Source organism: Paenibacillus sp. FJAT-27812, assembly GCF_001273905.1.
In the GTDB taxonomy this organism is placed as follows: Bacteria; Bacillota; Bacilli; order Paenibacillales; family Paenibacillaceae; genus Pristimantibacillus.
The window spans coordinates 2,152,043-2,168,669 of sequence record NZ_LIGH01000001.1 but is presented as its reverse complement, the minus strand read 5'-3'; the positions used below and the strand labels follow the sequence as shown (position 1 = coordinate 2,168,669).

Below are 16,627 nucleotides of genomic sequence, written 5' to 3'. Positions count from 1 at the left end.
TAATGCAAACGATTACATTTTTCAACCTTATTTATATGGAACAGATGGCGGCGGAACGTAAAAAAGCCCGTAATGGCCTATGTGCTAAGCGCCATTCGAGCTTTAGTAACGAGGTTACATCTTCCCTTACACCGACAGTATTTATATTTTCTTCACGAACTCGGATTTTAATTTCATCGCTCCGAATGTATCGATTTTGCAATCAATATCGTGATCGCCGTCGATCAAACGAATATTTTTTACTTTTGTGCCTATCTTGATAACCAAGGAGCTTCCTTTTACTTTAAGATCTTTAATGACAGATACCGTGTCTCCATCGTTCAAAATATTTCCATTAGCATCCTTGACGATCTTTTTGTCTTCCGTATTGTCGCCTTCCCCTTGTAAACTCCATTCATGGCTGCATTCCGGGCATATAAAAAGACTTCCGTCCTCATACGTATATTCCGAGTTGCATTCCGGGCAATTTGGCAAGCTAGACATGATTTCATGTCCTCCATTCATCAATGTTCTTTATATGGGATAAAGCAAGTATATCACTTCAAGGGCAGCCTCGTCCTACTCCTACCCACGCTTCTGCCTAGGCTCCGATTTATCCGACCCCTCGGAACATATAGGCGACCTTGCTATCTTAGCTTCTTTACGAACCTAGAGCCGGTTACCTCATAACCAAGCTCCTTATAAAATTTATGCGCTTCATCTACCCTCGTAAGTCCGGATACTAACCAGGTTCCTTTGCATTCATGCTCTTTAGCTAATTTCTCCGCATAATCCATTAACACTTTGCCGATTCCTTTTCTTTTGACCTGCCTGTCTACAACGATGACCGATATTTCCCCAAATCTCGAAACTTCCTCGATATTCTCCCTAATTCCTTGCTCATTAATTGCGTCATTAATCTGCTCAATGCCCCGCAATCCTCAGGACCCGCTTCTCTAATCAAAACATTCATCCCAAGCTCCTCATTTCTTTTTTGATTGATATGGCTTGCCTTGGATCAATTGCTCCGCTCGGCTAAAGTCTCGCGAAGGCGCTTCATATCGCTTAATGGAGGCAGGCCAAACATTCGAACGTATTCACGGCTGAACTGCGAAGGGCTTTCATAGCCTACTTGGAAACCCGCATTCGCCGCTCCCGGTATATCCAGCAGCAATAAACGCCTAGCTTCCTGCAATCTGACGTGCTTTTGATATTGCAAAGGGCTCATGGCGGTTACTTCTTTGAAATGAAAATGCAGCGAGGATGGGCTCATGCTAACTGCCGCAGCCAGCTCATCAATACGCAACGGCTTAGCAAAATCGCGGTTTATGAGACGAATGGCTTTTGCAATCCGCTCGGCATGGCTGCCGGCCACAGCAAACTGCCTAACCGAAGCCCCGGCCTGCTCATCCTGCAAAATCCGGTAAAGAATCTCTCTAATGATGAGAGGGGCAAGGATAGGAATATCCCGCTCCGAATCGAGAAGACGGACAAGCCGGAGAACCGCCTCAAGAAGGGTAGGGCTGGTTCTGCTGACTAACAAACCTCGTCCCGAGCCTTCTGCATGGTTCCAATCCGTATGGGGCTGCTTTATAATGTCCAGAATCTGATCTGTACTGAAATTGAGCTGCAGGCTTAAATAAGGATGCTCAGGAGCAGCGTCAATGATTTGTCCGGTAATGGGCAGGTTAACGGAGGCCACTAAATAAGATGCCGGATTATAGTAATAGCTTTCTTGTCCCAGCATCACCAATTTTGATCCTTGAGCGACAATGCACAGCGCAGGATCGTAGACCGAATAAACGGGCAGCGCTTCCCCGCAGGAGCGTATCAATTTTAAAGAAGAAATAGCCGTAGAGTGAGTGCCTGCATCCGGTGTATGTCGTTCAATAAGAGAAGCCAGTTGCTGCTGTTGTCTAACCAATTCGTCATCCATCAGGTTTGTCATCCTCACAGCCTCCTTTCCCGTTCTGGTAGCTATAACGATCATTTTAACCTTTTTGGAGGATTGTGCAATAACGTTACATGATTCGGCTACCGCGTGAGCTCCTATTCGCTCCATAATGGGGTAATGAAGAGACCATTATCCTTAAACCGGCAAAGGAGAATTGTAAAATGAACAACGCAAACAAAACAGAACAAACCTCTTATATAGGCATGTGGGTTACGAAGGACGGATACATCAGGCATGAGCTGTTGCCTAACGGACGTTACGACGAAGCGCGCGGCAAGAGGCAAAGCGCCTATCAAGGCTTCTATGCGATTCATGGAGATCATATCGACTATGTAGACGACACTGGATTTACAGCCGACGGGGATTTCCAAGGTGGCGTGCTCTACCATGCCGGCATGATTTTGTACCGGGAAGAATAATCGAAGGATAAAGGAAGAAAATAGACAGGTCGAGCAGGGGCTGGCATTGCGTAGTTACCTTTCTTTTACTTACTATATATAATTTCAGCACTTACGCTCGTCCGCTTATTCCGCTATACTTTCACTTGAATACCTCTACATGAAACGTCGAACCACATCCCTATATGCGCCAATGCCATCAAGTCAGGTTAACCAATCACTAAGGAGGACTTTAATCATGAGAACAATAAAACTAGGTACAAGCAATTTAGAGGTGCCTGTAATTGCTGTCGGCTGTATGCGAATTAATTCGCTGGACAAGACCGAAGCTGAGCATTTCGTCCAAACCTCGCTAGACGAAGGGGCAAACTTCTTCGACCATGCGGATATATACGGCGGTGGAAAATGCGAGGAGATTTTTGCGGATGCCATTCATATGAATGCAAGCGTTCGTGAGAAGATCATCCTGCAATCCAAATGCGGCATTCGTCCAGGCATGTTCGATTTCTCCAAAGAGCATATTCTAGATTCCGTAGACAACATCCTGAAGCGCCTCAGAACCGACTATTTGGACATTCTGCTGCTGCACCGTCCAGATACGCTTGTAGAACCGGAAGAGGTTGCGGAAGCTTTTGACCTTCTTGAGAGCTCAGGCAAAGTGCGCCATTTCGGCGTTTCCAATCAAACTCCGATGCAGATCCAGCTGTTGAAGAAAGCAGTGAAGCAGCCGCTTGTTGCGAACCAGCTGCAGCTAAGCATCACCAATGCCAACATGATTTCTAACGGCTTTAACGTAAATATGGAAAACGATGCTGCCATTAACCGTGACGGCAACATTTTGGACTATTGCAGACTGAACGATATTACGATTCAGCCATGGTCGCCGTTCCAATACGGATTTTTTGAGGGCGTATTCCTCGGAAACGAAAAGTTCCCGGAGCTGAATGAAAAAATCGATGAAGTCGCAAGCAAATATGAAGTTAGCAACACAACGATTGCGATCGCATGGCTTTTGCGCCATCCGGCGAACATGCAGCCTGTCATCGGCACGATGAATATCGACCGGTTGAAGGATTGCATTAAAGCAAGCGACATTCACCTGACACGCGAAGAGTGGTATGGCATCTTCCGCGCGGCAGGCAACATTCTTCCTTAAGGCGCAAACCGTTAAAGCAACCTCGGTCATCCATGACCGAGGTTGCTTTATTTTCTGTCCCTGCTGCCTATCTAACGTTTTATGCTTAAGCGATCCCGGGTAACGCCTGCGCCTCTTTCAAACGATTCATCTGCAAACGGTGATGGCGATAGTGCATTTCAATCAGCAAAAACCACTCGTTTGCGTTTAGCATGCCGAACCGCGGATGGGCGACCGCGCTTTGCTTATCTGCTGTTTCAAGCGTTGGCAGCACCTCATTCATACGATGGACCACAGCGCTTAATCCTTGGATCAGCTGCTCTTTGCTTTCCGGCTGCTTAGGCGTATATTGCGGAGATGGCGGAACTTGGATACGTATAGGGGGGAAGCTGCCCAGCTCAAAAATCGCTTTACCCTCCTTTGTTTTTTCTTCTGTTGATGGAATGGCATCCTCCATATCCGTCATGGTTATACAGCGCTCAATGTTTGGAAGCTGCATATACAGAGCCGAGTTAATGAGATGCTGATACATTTGTCCAAGCGACCACTCGTCCTCACTTGGCTGATGCTTCAACTGTTCCATGCTGAAGCCTTCTAATTCATGCAAATACTCGCTCACATTTTCCTCAAATCGCCGTAATGCTTCGGTTGCGTTCATATTCTTCAGCAGCTCCTTTATTTATCATCTGCTATGACTATACAAAAACGCTACTGACAACAGTATGTCAGTAGCGTTTTAACATTTTTTCGGCTTCGTCACGAATGCGGTTTCGGAAGGACTCAGGCTCCAGTACAACGACGCCTGCTCCCCAGCCGAGCACCCAATGGAGCAGCTCCTCGGGATGGCGGACACGGAAGCTGATAAACAAGCCATCTGCACGCTCTTCTTCTGCAACCGTATAAAAGTTGCTCGACTCCTTCACTTTATCTGCAATATCGCGATTCACATGAATGCGCACATGTATATGGCGGTCATCCTCCGGCTGGTAATCCTTTAAATTAAAATCAGGCTTTAGCTTGAATTTATCCTCCAGAACGGTAAGCTCCGCCATTCTCGACAACCGGAAATGACGAATCTCTTGCCGCATCTCGCAAAAGGCAATCAGCATCCACGACCCGTAAGAGAAAACGAGTCCGTAAGGAGCCGCGACACGTACACTTTGGCGATTCCCGCCGGGCTCGGCTATTTTTTTCGAATAACCAAAACGGATCTTCCGCTCATCCAATATCGCTCGGCGAATCATCCATATATGCTCTTTCTCTTGCTTGCGAGTGACATCTTCTCTAGAAGTGATCAGCCTCATAGTTTTGCGTACCCTAGATGCTTCGCTTCTAACCGGCTCCGGCAGGATGGCTTCAATCTTTCCGCGTGAGGATTGAGCCTTGCTGCCATAGTCCGCGTCGAATCTTTGCTCAATAAAATCCGTTCCGATAAGCAAGGCTACGGCTTCTTCCGCCGTGAAGCTGATTGGCGGCAGAAAATATCCTTCCATCAAGGAATAGCCAAGTCCGGGAGCCCCTACCACCGGAACGCCCGCTTCGCTTAGCGCCTGAATATCCCGATAGATCGTCCTCACGCTCGTTTCGAATATTGCTGCCAAATCCTCAGCCCTTATAACCTCAGTGCGCTGCAGCTCCAACACGATAGCTAACAATCGGTCTGTCTTGTTCACCCGGCCGCAGCCTCCTCTTGCGATTGAACTAAAATTCAAATTGCAGTCTTTGAATAAACCTTTTCGATATTTGCGTGGGGTGCTTCCCCTTATGGAGTACCCACCCATAGTGAACAGGGCTTGCATTCGGCATATCAAGCTCTATCGGAACAATCTCAGAGTGATCATCCCGGAACGAATATTCCAGTCCGACAGTAATAGCGAGCCCACGCTTCACTGCGTTTTGAATCGCCTTCGTATTATTCGTAGTAAAAAGAATATTCGCTTTTCCATGCTTTGCGATTAAGGCATTCGTATCGTCCACCAGAACCTTATCATCATATAATACCAGCGTTTGCCCAGCCAATTGCTCGGGCGTAATTTTCTTTTCAAAAGCGAGTGGTGAGTTTTTGTTTACGCCTACGACCATTTTTCCTTCCAGCAGCTTCTCAAAAGAGAAATGCTCGTTTTTTTCTTCAAAATGCTCCGATAATACAATTAATCCAATATCAATTCGGCTATGGGCCAGATCATCTAATATTTCCTTCGGTCCTTTTTCGAAAATTTCTATTTTAACATTGGGGTAGTCTTCCTTGAATTTAGAGACAGCATCAACGAGCAAATGCATCGGACCCGGTATGGAAGCTATTTTTAATTCGCCGTTCAAGGTGCTGCTGTAGCTTTTTGCCTCTTCTTTAAGCTCGTTCACTTTCAGTAATACCTCGTTTGCTTTCTTAATGATTTGTTTTCCTTCCACCGTAGGGAGGGCGCCTAAACCGCGGGATCGAGTAAACAAGGAGAGGCCTAATTCTTTTTCGAGCAAGGAAATGGATTGGCTAATGGCCGATAAAGTGACATGCGCGTTCTCGGCAGCTTTGGTGAATGACCCTGTGCTTGCGACCTCCACAATATATTCCATCTGTTCTAAATTCATCGTTATCCGTCCTTATTAAGTACTGCTTAACTATAAGTTATTATAATTAAATTTTATTTAACTTAAAAGAGAGTTAAACTAACTTTGAAAACAACACTTCACTAGGAGGCATACATCATGAGCATAAAAAAAGTGGCAGTTATCACAGGCGGAGCTAGCGGAATAGGGAGAGCAACAGCTATAAAATTCGCAAGCAAAGGGGAGCAGGTTGTTGTCGCTGACTTTAACGAAGAAGCTGGCAACGAGACGGTCAAGTTCATTAGGGCTAACGGCGGCGAAGCTATTTTTGTTAAAACCGATGTATCCAAGTTCGAAGATGTTGAGGCGCTTATCGAGAAGGCAGTCGCTGCTTATGGCAGAGTCGATGTTATGTTCAACAACGCTGGCATCGGGCGGACTACGCCTGTCCTTGATCAAAATTTAAATGATTACCATAGCGTAATCAACGTAAACCAGCATGGGGTTACGCATGGCATTATCGCGGCAGGCAAAAAAATGAGAGAGCTGGGCATTAAAGGCGTCATTATAAATACCGCTTCTGTATTTGGATTCTTAGCATCCCCAGGAACCTTTGCTTATCATGCATCCAAGGGTGCTGTCATTATGATGACGAAATCCGCTGCTTTAGAGCTTTCGCCTTACGGCATACGGGTAGTCGCCATTGCACCGGGGGCAGTTGATACGCCTATTATTCAAGGCTATAAGGATCAAGGCCTAATCGACTCCATGAAAGCGAAGGTTATCGGAAATAAGCTAACACAGCCTGAGCAAGTTGCCGACTCCGTTTATTTGCTCTCCTTAGATGAAGCGAGCGCGATCAACGGCAGCGTGGTCATGGCTGATGAAGGATATGCTTCTTTTAAATAATGAAAAAGGAGAAACATCATTCGGAACAGGGAATGGTGTTTCTCCTTTTTTTGAGCATTTACAGCCATAAAAAAATGGTTGGATCGATTGCAGGATGCAATCGGCCCAACCATTTTTACATTTTGCTTATTACGCTTTATTGGAAGAACCAAACTCGCGCATTTTGCCAGCAACTGTTGCTTTGATAGCGTCACGGCCTGGTGCCAAAAATTTACGTGGATCGTATACTTCTGAATCAGAAGTCAAGATTTCACGAGCAATTTTTGTGAATGCGATTTGGTTTTCTGTGTTTACGTTGATTTTTGCAGTTCCAAGCGAGATTGATTTCTTAATATCAGCAGTTGGAATGCCTGTACCACCGTGCAATACCAATGGAAGCTTGATTGTTTGGCAAATTTCTTCCATTTCTTTGAAGCCTAGGTTTGGTTCGCCTTTGTAAGGACCGTGTACGGAACCAAGTGCTGGAGCAAGGCAGTCAATGCCTGTAAGCTCAACAAGCTGTTTGCACTCTTGTGGATCTGCATAGATAACGCCATCAGCGATAACATCATCCTCTTGTCCGCCAACTGTTCCAAGCTCAGCTTCAACGGAAACGCCGCGCTCATGCGCGTATGCAACTACTTGTTGCGTCGTTTTTACGTTTTCTTCGAATGGGGAGTGGGAAGCATCTATCATAACAGAAGTGAATCCTGCATCAATGGCTGCTTTACATTTTTCAAAGCTTGAACCATGGTCAAGGTGAATAGCAACCGGAACCGTGATTTTCATTTCTTCAATAAGTGATTTCACGATTGCAGTTACAACTGTGAAACCTCCCATGTAACGAGCAGCACCTTCAGAAACACCAAGAATAACTGGTGATTGCTCTTCTTGAGCAGCGCCAAGAATCGCTTGTGTCCACTCTAGGTTGTTGATGTTGAATTGACCAACAGCGTAACCTTCTTTTAAACCTTTGTTCAACATATCTTTCATCGAAACCAATGCCATTTTAAATCCTCCTTCAAAATAATTGCAATTTAATGACTAGACCTTTCAATCATACCCAATTCATCTACAGTTTAAAATGGCGTCCTTAAGCTGCAGTTATACTGGCACGAACGGAATGGGTTTTGCCTCGTTCACGTTCCTCTTATAAGTCTACATTTTATCACAAATTTCATTATAAGACACCTATAGAGGGCTGATTACTTTTTGTCACTTCTAAGATTATATCATATTCATCGTTATATTATGGCCTCGTCCCAATTTGCTATCCCAATCGAAGCATCTTTATCCATTCTTATTTTTGAGCATAATCATTGCTGCATTTTTCTATTTTATTTGTTATTTCTGCAAAAATTTTGTCGATCTATAACTTTCGTTAGATTTCATTCTGCTGCGTAAAGATTAGGATGGTTAAAGCAAGAGAGAGAGAAAGTGCATAAATGGCCTTTATAGGATTCCATTAAGGAGCGAGGATAATGTTAGTACTCGGAAGAAAACCAGGAGAGTTCATCGTCATTAATGAGAGCATTATTGTTAAGGTAATTAGAAGCGAGGACGGGCATTTGCGTCTTGCCATTGATGCCCCGCGCGACATTCCGATTATACGGGGAGAACTGCATGATGCAAATAAATGAGCAGCACCGCTGATTCCAATCAGGAAGCTGCACTAAAATATTTTTTGCGATTCTAAAAAAAGCACTAACAAATAATGTTAAGCTGCCGATATATTCTATAAAGCACAAATGATTACACTCATGGACGAGTGAATAAGCATGGTATTTATTCAGGATGAAGATCCGTATATACCTGCCTATTTATTCGTCCTTTTTGCTATTTAATAATGGGTTTGCCTGGTTTTCTCTAAGATTGATTCATACGAATTGCGTGAACAAAAATCAAGAGACTTATGGATGAGCAAATATGTCGATTGTCTTTCTTCAGGATGAAGAGGGGCGACGACGTATTTGCTCATCTTTTTTTATACCAACTTTTAAGGAGATGGGTGAATGCTAGTACTCGGAAGAAAACCAGGAGAATTTATAATGATCGACAATAACATTATGGTGAAAGTTGTAAAAAGCGAAGAAGGGCATTTACGCCTGGCCATTGAGGCTCCAAAACATATTTCTATCGTTCGCGGAGAGTTGTTTGAGGAGAAAAAGAGGCTTCAGAATCAATAAAAAAACCCGTTGCCTTCCACTTAAGGATGAGTGGTGAAGGTCAAGGATGATAGGGACTATGGACTTGCAGCTCATTGCTTGGATTAGCGCGCAATTCGGCAACGGCCTGTAAGGACATCGTTAAATCTTCAAAGAATGCAAACGGATATGCATTCTAACCAAACCACATGGAGGTAATGATCAATGAGAATTAATCACAACATTGCAGCACTGAACACATCCCGTCAACTTGGTACAAACGGCGTCAACACATCCAAAAACCTGGAGAAGCTATCATCCGGCCTTCGCATCAACCGCGCAGGAGACGACGCTGCCGGCCTTGCAATCTCCGAGAAAATGCGCGGCCAGATTCGCGGCTTGGAGCAGGCTACACGCAATTCCCAGGATGGCATTTCACTGATTCAAACGGCTGAAGGCGCGCTAAGCGAAACCCACTCCATTCTTCAGCGCATGCGTGAGCTCGCTACTCAATCCTCCAATGATACGAACTCCACGACTGACCGTGAAGCGATCCAAGAGGAAATGAACCAGCTTTCATCCGAAATCAACCGTATCGGCAACACAACTGAGTTCAATACAAGAAAAATTTTGAACGGCGATGTTGCGGTTACTGGCGATGGCAAGGCACTTGTCGGCGGGGCAACGACTACGCTTGGCGCCGGTATTACCGCTGTCAAAGTAGACCCGAAAGCGGCTGCGCCAATTGGCATTTATGATGTCAAAGTCACTTCAAGCACAGTAGCGCAAATCGAAACGACGGTTCTATCCAATGTGACAGATGCTTCTGTAACAGCTGGAGCGACGGTTGATCTGACAGGCGGAGCCTATAAAATTGCGATCACGGCAGAAAACACGAAGCAATTGGACGGTGCAGCTACCGATGCTGGAGCAATCTTAAATTCAGCTAGCGGCAATACGCCTATTACGCTCGAAAGCAATTCCTCGCTAAATAATGTGAACCATACACTCTCCGTCAAAAAAGATCAAATCTATTCCTCCATCGGAAGCGGACTAGATATTAAGACAGGTACTGCCAACGCTACGGATTCCGGCACGTACACGATCAAGACATCAAGAACGATCGATGCAACGAAAGTGACGGACAATGGCGCGAACACGCTGAAAGCGGACAGCGTAATCACTAACTTCACAATGGCACCGAACGCGACTACCGCGCAGGCTGCGCTTATTAATAATGGTACTGGCAATACGTTAACGATTAACGTAGTCGATGGCGGCGACGCAACGGCTGATATTACGTTTACATTCAATGATGGCACAAACACGAGCACCGTTTCCATCTCCGGAGCGGCTGGCGATGGCGCAAAAACGCTGCAAGTGGCTGGCGTCCAATTTGACGTGGATGTTGACAAAATTATTGCCGGCTTGAACCTTGCCGATGCTGTCAATGACAACGGTACGTATAACGGCCAAGTCATTAACCTTGCTTCCGGTGCAGCGCTGGATCAAGTTACCGTTACTAAAGGAGCCGACAGCGCGACAGCGACTATCGCATCGAACACAAACGGCGATTTGACGTTTGATCTCGATGGCGGCGGTACAGACCTTACTCTAACTTCTACTGGCGCTTCCTTCGTATCGGGCAACTCTTTGTCCACTACTGTGCAAAGCCAATATACCGTTGGTCTTAAAGAGACGGTTTCCGGTACTAAAATCGGAACGGATACGGTTGTTAATGAGCTTCAGCTTGCCAGCAGCCCGAATGCGCTGACGAACCTGTCCTTCGGCGGGTCAGGCGCGCTTATCGACCTCAGCACAGCTGCCCTTCAAGGAAAGGCAGCAGGCGCTAACTACGATGTAACCTTCAATGTTAAAACGGCAGCCGGTTATACGGCAGAGCTTCAAAAGGCGGATGGAACGGCGGTAGACGGAGCGAAATACTCCTTGAGCGCGACAGCAGCCGATAACACTACCATTGATCTAGGGCGCGATGTCGTATTAACGTATGATGGCGCTGACCTATCCGGCAGCGGAGATATTTATTTCGGCGTTAACGCGAACGTGACGGAATTTAAGTTCGAGCTGACCAATGATGGCGGCACAACTACCTACGATACGAAAACAGGCAAAGCCGGGGATACGATCGCGTTTAATAACGGCGTCTCGCTTACAACCAATGCGGCTACCCTTGCCAACTCCACTACGACCACCTTTAAGCTTGAGAACGATATTATCGATAACTCCTTGAGTATGCAAATCGGCTCCAACAGCGGTCAAACATTAGCCGTTGAGATCGCCGACATGCGCTCCCAGGCTCTTAAAGTAACGGGAGACACAGCCAGCTCAACCATTACAGCGTCAAACGGCAAAGTGGCTACTTTAACAGCCAAGGCTTCCGTAACAAACAACACTGCCAAAGAATTCTCGCTGGATGTCACTACGGCCGCAAACGCCTCAGCAGCCATTTCCGTCCTTGATGACGCGATCGGCGCCGTATCCACGGCGCGCTCTAAGCTTGGGGCTTACCAAAACAGACTAGAGCACACGATCAATAACCTGGGCACTTCTGCTGAGAACCTGACTGCTGCTGAATCCCGTATTCGCGACGTAGATATGGCAAAGGAAATGATGGAGTTCACGAAGAACAACATCTTATCTCAAGCCGCTCAAGCGATGCTGGCACAGGCCAACCAGCAGCCGCAAGGCGTACTTCAATTACTTCGTTAATCGCAGCAGCAAGCAAGGAAACTCTAGGCTCTCTAGAGTTTCCTTTTTTCTACCATGAATAAGGGAGGGCCTATTATGGACAAACATCTCGATACGCTGAACCGAACGATCGAGTTGGCAGAGACCTGCCTTGAGGGAATTGAACATATGAAGAAAAGGCTAAATGAGGGCTACATCGAGGATACGATTACATTGTTCAAAGGAATCGTTGAAGCTTATTATCATATGGAAATATTACTCCAGGCTCTGTCAGCCGTGCTGCCTGCCAATCAGTTGAAGGAACTGACTCTGGCGCTGCGTCATGCTTTGGAGCAGCTCACTTCAGCATATGAAAATAACGAATGGAACAGCATACAGGAAATCATTCGCTTCACGCTGCTGCCGGCCTATAAAAAGTGGAAGTCCGAAATTGCGCAAGCATTTTCATCCTATACATACTCTTGATTAATGCTTGAGACATGCTCGTCTCCTAACAAGCAAAAAGCCTGCCATATGGCAGGCTCAGACTGTAGAGAAACCCACGCTTTTTCCGAAGCGCAAGGTTTCTCTTTTTTGTTTTAAGACACGGCGTTAAGGGGTTTTCCCTAGATTTCCCGCTTTTTACTACCCTGCTACCAGTTGATCTATCATTTTCAAATAGTCATAAAATAATAACTCGTTTTATGTCACAAATTGAAGTCGCCAATTGTCTTATCAGTGTCCAAAAAAAAATCACAATTAGAGGAGATTAACCAAAATGGCAACCGTATTGTATATTATAGCTCATCCGCATGATCACCAGAACTCTTATAGTTTAAGTGTTGGAAAAGAATTTATTAATGAATATCGAGAAGCTAATCCTAACGATGAAGTACTGCATCTTGATCTTTATCAAGTAGATATCCCGCAAATTGATGCAGATGTATTTAGCGGATGGGGAAAATTAAGCTCTGGCATTGATTTTAATCAGTTGAGCACAGAAGAAAAAGCGAAAGTAAGTCGACTTGGTGAACTGGTAGACCAATTTGTTGCTGCAGATAAATATGTATTTGTTAATCCAATGTGGAATTTTTCTTTCCCACCAGTTATGAAAGCATACATTGATTCTATATGCGTTGCAGGGAAAACCTTCAAATACGTTCAGGATGTAGGTCCAGTTGGGTTACTTGGTGATAAAAAGGCTGTGCATATTCAAGCAGCTGGTAACTTTTATTCGCAAGGGGCACCATTTGCAGACTTTGAAATAGGTCATCGTCACTTAACTATGATTATGAAGTTTTTTGGTGTTCCTTCATTCGAAGGTATCTTTATCGAAGGTGTCGCTGCAACGCCGGATCAAGCTCCGGCAATTAAAGAGAAAGCCATACAGCAAGCTCGTGAATTAGCTCGAAAGTTTTAAATAACAAGGACAAAGTGGAACATAACCCTATTGAAAAAGAGTCTTCTCAGAAATACTTTATGAAAAAGAGAAGGAGACCGGTAGTTGCCGGTCTTCAGACTGTAGAGAAACCCACGCTTTTCCGAAGCGTTGGGTTTCTCTTTTTGTTTTGAGACACGGGGTATAAACCTTGTGTGGAATGGAAACGACGATATGCGATCACACCAAAGATTTTACGCGTTTCAAGACCTTTACAGATAGGTGCTGTCAAATAACCTGAATCTAAAGCAACTGCTTCTACATGAAACCAAATTGTTCACTTTGACGTTCTAAGCGAGAGAGGTATGGCACAGAATCATGTACATTTTCTTGCGAAGCATATGATCGGCGGGCACTAAATCCTCAATAGAAACCAATTCAAAATGTTGTTGTTTATCGCGATTAGAACGCAGCATACCTAACACCTTCCGATCGAATGAGTTAATATAAATACTATATTAACGCGGTGTCGTGTTAAATTAATTCAACATAAAATGAGCTGTCGAGACTTTCTCGACAGCCCAAGCCTGCCATATGGCAGGCTTTTTGTATGAAAGCATTTCGCGTTAATTATTTTATAGCTTCCAATAATGCTTTTAGATCCGCATTGGTTTGCAGCGTGTGTAAAACAATCGTTAACGCTTCAGCGCGAGATGATGGCTTGTTTGGCGCAAATTGTCCATCACCCGCTCCGTTAATAATCCCTGCCGCTGCTGCTTGCTTGATTTGATCTTTGTTCCACGCTCCATCAATATCTGTAAATGCAGGCGCTGAAGCTGTGTTTACAGCTTTAAGGTCAATGATTTTAGAAATAATGGAGATGATTTCGGCACGGCTGATTTCTTTGTTTGGCTTAAATGTGCCATCTTCGTACCCTGAGATAATGCCGCTTTCTATTAAAGCAGCAATTGATGCTGAAGCCCAGTGATCGGAAACGTCGCTTAGCTTATTTTTATCACCCGTCGCAGAGAGGTCAAATACCTTTGCAATAATGGTAGCAAATTCGGCGCGGGTAATACTTGCGTTAGGATGGAAGGAGCCATCCTCATATCCGTTTACTATCCCTAATTTCACGAAAATATGAACGGTTGCCCCAGCCCAGTGGGAGCTTGTGTCTTTGAACTCGACATCCGTTGGGTTAGCTTTCGCTTCCTCTGCTTTCTTGTTTAAGCTGGATATCACTTTTTCCACTTGAATCACATTTTGATCAAATTTCACTTCAGGCGTTGCTGTCGGTTTTGGTTCTGGTGTTGCTTCAGGCTTTGTTGTCGGCGCTGGTGTTGGCGCTGGAGGAGGTGTCGGATTGCCATGATCGCTACCGCTGCCAGAGCTTACTTTAACCTCGACTGTTTTTGTTCCATAAACGGCACTGCCGTCAGCAGCCGTTGCTTTAACGCTAACCGTACCAGCTGAAACACCCGTCAATACACCGCTTTTGCTGATTGTTGCTGTGCCTGTTCCGTTTTCAATAGACCACTCGATTGATTTGTCCGTTGCATTTGCAGGAGCAACAGTCGCGTCAACGGTTAACGTCTGGCCAACCAGCACGCTGGAATCACCCGTTAGCGTAATCGAGGATACAGGGACTTGGACAGCCGTAATCGTAAGAATCACGCTGCCTACAACTCCGCTTTCATCGGCAACTGTTGCTTGGACCGTTACTGTGCCTGGATTGCCGGCAGTAAGCTCGCCCGTTTCTCCATCAATAACAGCCGTACCTGTTCCATCTATTACGGACCAAGCGACCGCTTTGTTTGTTGCGTTGCTAGGAGCAGCCACAGCATACATTTGAAGCTTCTTACCTGATTCGATTGTAGTAACTTCACCATCCGCCGTTACGGAAATCGTTTGAACAGGTATGGCAGGCTCATTAATTTCAATCGTTTTGGTTCCAAAAACGGCGCTGCCGTCAATAGCCGTTGCTATAACGGTAACCGTGCCTGCTGAAGTGCCGGTCAATACACCGCTTGTACTGATTGTCGCTGTGCCTGTTCCGTCTTCAACAGACCACTCAATCGATTTGTCCGTTGCATGAGCAGGAGCAACGGTCGCGTCAATGGTTAACGTCTGGCCAACCAGCACGCTGGAATCCCCTGTTAGCGTAATCGAGGATACAGGGACTTGGGCAGCTGTTACCGTAACAATAGTGCTGCCAACGACTTCGCTTTCATCGGTAGCTGTTGCTTGGACCGTTACTGTACCTGGATTGCCCGCAGTAAGCTCTCCCGTTTCTTCATCAATAACAGCCGTACCCGTCCCATCAATAACAGACCAAGCAACCTCTTGGTTTGTTGCGTCGCTTGGAGCTACAACAGCATACATTTGAAGGGTCTTGCCTGATTCGATTGTAGAAACCTCATCTTCCGCTGTTACGGTTATGGTTTGAACAGGTATGATAGGTCCATGAATTTTAATCGTTTTTGTTCCATAAACGGTGTTGCCGTCAATAGCCGTAGCTTTAACGGTAACCGTACCTGCCGAAATACCCGTCAATACGCCGCTAGTGCTGATTGTCGCTGAGCCTGTTCCGTTCTCAACTGACCATTTCACCTTTTTGTAAGAGGCCTCTACTGGCAATATATCCGCGAGCATAGCCAAAGTATCGCCAATTAGCAAGGAAGAGGCATCCCCTACGCTGCCTACATTGATTGCTGCCACAGGTGTAGATTTTTTGTGAAAAGGATCATTCGTTATGAATTGAGAACCTGAATATAAAGAAAGAGGTGCATTATAAATTTCACTAATGTCGGATTTAATTTGGAAAGTGACCAATCCGTTAACGGTGTACCACGAGTAACCCTCGTCTACCGTATTCGTTCTCTTATAAAAATCGCCATTACTTAGGTCATTTGGATCTATGTTATAGAAGGTTAAAGCTGTATCTGCGGAATGTGCAAAAATTTCCGTTCGATCATCCACAAGCTCGCCATCGGTATCATAAACAGCAAAGGTTACGTTTATATACCCGGGTTGATTCGGAGCATTTTCCGGTGAATTATTTAACTTGACATAGCCTACAGGAAGCGTGGGTTTACTTGCCGAAATGCCACTGACAGTAACATAACCTCCACCGCCATAACTCATGTTTGGAACCCAGCTCACCACACCATCGCTTACGTATCCGCCTACAATGGGTTGCGTGCTATTCGTAGCAACGGTAACGTTGTTTTGATTCTGCAATAGGTTAGGTGCCTGAACGACATCGCCATTCGAATATCTGATGTATGCATGCTCTGTATCACTTAACCTCTCCGAGTTAAAGTTAATGGTGACTTGGTTTGTATTGATCACACATCCGCTTAACAGACTCAGAATCAAAGCCGAAACTAAAAATAAATTGCGTGTTGAAAATCGTTTCATGCTAACTTATCTCTCCTTATATCCATAGTTAAATCCATTATATCCAAGCCCAATGACGGCAAAATGACAAACTTCGACAAAAGAAAAAAAGCCCCCATT

At 45.3% G+C, this 16,627-nt stretch carries 15 protein-coding genes and 2 pseudogenes; 8 read left to right on the top strand and 9 right to left on the bottom strand.

What is annotated here, in order from left to right; genetic code table 11:
- Positions 1–141 precede the first annotated feature (141 nt).
- The 3 genes and pseudogenes from ADU23_RS09325 to ADU23_RS09315 form a co-directional block, all read right to left on the bottom strand.
- Positions 142–483 carry a zinc ribbon domain-containing protein YjdM gene (locus ADU23_RS09325; RefSeq protein ID WP_053373485.1) on the bottom strand — a complete coding sequence of 114 codons (342 nt, stop codon included), beginning with the start codon at positions 481–483 and terminating at the stop codon, positions 142–144.
- A 143-nt stretch (positions 484–626) separates the two neighbouring features.
- Positions 627–872: pseudogene (locus ADU23_RS09320) on the bottom strand (GNAT family N-acetyltransferase); the annotation flags it as partial.
- A gap of 125 nt (positions 873–997) precedes the next feature.
- Positions 998–1,927 carry an AraC family transcriptional regulator gene (locus tag ADU23_RS09315; RefSeq protein ID WP_231637345.1) on the bottom strand — a complete coding sequence of 310 codons (930 nt, stop codon included), beginning with the start codon at positions 1,925–1,927 and terminating at the stop codon, positions 998–1,000.
- Positions 1,928–2,094: 167 nt separating this feature from the next.
- Between ADU23_RS09315 and ADU23_RS09310 the strand changes: the two genes are divergently transcribed.
- A complete protein-coding gene (locus ADU23_RS09310; protein ID WP_053373484.1) occupies positions 2,095–2,352 on the top strand; it encodes an Atu4866 domain-containing protein in 258 nt (85 codons plus the stop codon).
- Positions 2,353–2,569: 217 nt separating this feature from the next.
- Positions 2,570–3,487, top strand: a complete 918-nt coding sequence (locus tag ADU23_RS09305) for an aldo/keto reductase (protein ID WP_053373483.1) — start codon at positions 2,570–2,572, stop codon at positions 3,485–3,487.
- An 85-nt stretch (positions 3,488–3,572) separates the two neighbouring features.
- Here the strand turns inward: ADU23_RS09305 and ADU23_RS09300 are convergent, their stop codons facing one another.
- The 3 genes from ADU23_RS09300 to ADU23_RS09290 form a co-directional block, all read right to left on the bottom strand.
- On the bottom strand, positions 3,573–4,124 hold the full coding sequence (locus ADU23_RS09300) for a DinB family protein (RefSeq protein WP_053373482.1): 552 nt from the start codon (positions 4,122–4,124) through the stop codon (positions 3,573–3,575).
- 67 nt (positions 4,125–4,191) lie between these two features.
- Complete coding sequence (locus ADU23_RS09295; RefSeq protein ID WP_053373481.1) at positions 4,192–5,139, bottom strand: helix-turn-helix transcriptional regulator; 948 nt, start codon at positions 5,137–5,139, stop codon at positions 4,192–4,194.
- 28 nt (positions 5,140–5,167) lie between these two features.
- A complete protein-coding gene (locus ADU23_RS09290; protein WP_053373480.1) occupies positions 5,168–6,052 on the bottom strand; it encodes a LysR family transcriptional regulator in 885 nt (294 codons plus the stop codon).
- A 117-nt stretch (positions 6,053–6,169) separates the two neighbouring features.
- Between ADU23_RS09290 and ADU23_RS09285 the strand changes: the two genes are divergently transcribed.
- The gene (locus tag ADU23_RS09285) at positions 6,170–6,919 is read left to right on the top strand and encodes an SDR family NAD(P)-dependent oxidoreductase (protein WP_053373479.1); all 750 of its coding nucleotides are present in this window, start codon (positions 6,170–6,172) and stop codon (positions 6,917–6,919) included.
- Positions 6,920–7,048: 129 nt separating this feature from the next.
- Here the strand turns inward: ADU23_RS09285 and ADU23_RS09280 are convergent, their stop codons facing one another.
- Positions 7,049–7,906, bottom strand: a complete 858-nt coding sequence (locus ADU23_RS09280; RefSeq protein WP_053373478.1) for a class II fructose-bisphosphate aldolase — start codon at positions 7,904–7,906, stop codon at positions 7,049–7,051.
- 473 nt (positions 7,907–8,379) lie between these two features.
- Here ADU23_RS09280 and ADU23_RS09275 point away from each other — a divergent pair, with 473 nt between their 5' ends.
- The 5 genes from ADU23_RS09275 (at position 8,380) to ADU23_RS09255 (ending at position 13,150) form a co-directional block, all read left to right on the top strand.
- A complete protein-coding gene (locus ADU23_RS09275) occupies positions 8,380–8,538 on the top strand; it encodes a carbon storage regulator (protein WP_053373477.1) in 159 nt (52 codons plus the stop codon).
- A 372-nt stretch (positions 8,539–8,910) separates the two neighbouring features.
- Positions 8,911–9,084 carry a carbon storage regulator gene (locus tag ADU23_RS09270; protein WP_053373476.1) on the top strand — a complete coding sequence of 58 codons (174 nt, stop codon included), beginning with the start codon at positions 8,911–8,913 and terminating at the stop codon, positions 9,082–9,084.
- A gap of 183 nt (positions 9,085–9,267) precedes the next feature.
- On the top strand, positions 9,268–11,772 hold the full coding sequence (locus ADU23_RS34030) for a flagellin N-terminal helical domain-containing protein (protein ID WP_053373475.1): 2,505 nt from the start codon (positions 9,268–9,270) through the stop codon (positions 11,770–11,772).
- Positions 11,773–11,847: 75 nt separating this feature from the next.
- Positions 11,848–12,216 (top strand): hypothetical protein, encoded by a 369-nt coding sequence (locus ADU23_RS09260; protein ID WP_053373474.1) that lies wholly within the window; start codon positions 11,848–11,850, stop codon positions 12,214–12,216.
- 292 nt (positions 12,217–12,508) lie between these two features.
- Positions 12,509–13,150 (top strand): FMN-dependent NADH-azoreductase, encoded by a 642-nt coding sequence (locus ADU23_RS09255; protein WP_053373473.1) that lies wholly within the window; start codon positions 12,509–12,511, stop codon positions 13,148–13,150.
- A gap of 157 nt (positions 13,151–13,307) precedes the next feature.
- Here ADU23_RS09255 and ADU23_RS33495 read toward each other — a convergent pair.
- Together ADU23_RS33495 and ADU23_RS09250 are read right to left on the bottom strand one after the other, a co-directional pair.
- Positions 13,308–13,501 (bottom strand): annotated as a pseudogene (locus tag ADU23_RS33495) (IS5/IS1182 family transposase); the annotation flags it as partial.
- Between the two features lie 237 nt (positions 13,502–13,738).
- Positions 13,739–16,528: an Ig-like domain-containing protein gene (locus tag ADU23_RS09250; protein WP_053373472.1), complete on the bottom strand. Its 2,790-nt coding sequence runs from the start codon at positions 16,526–16,528 to the stop codon at positions 13,739–13,741.
- Between the last annotated feature and the right edge of the window lie 99 nt (positions 16,529–16,627).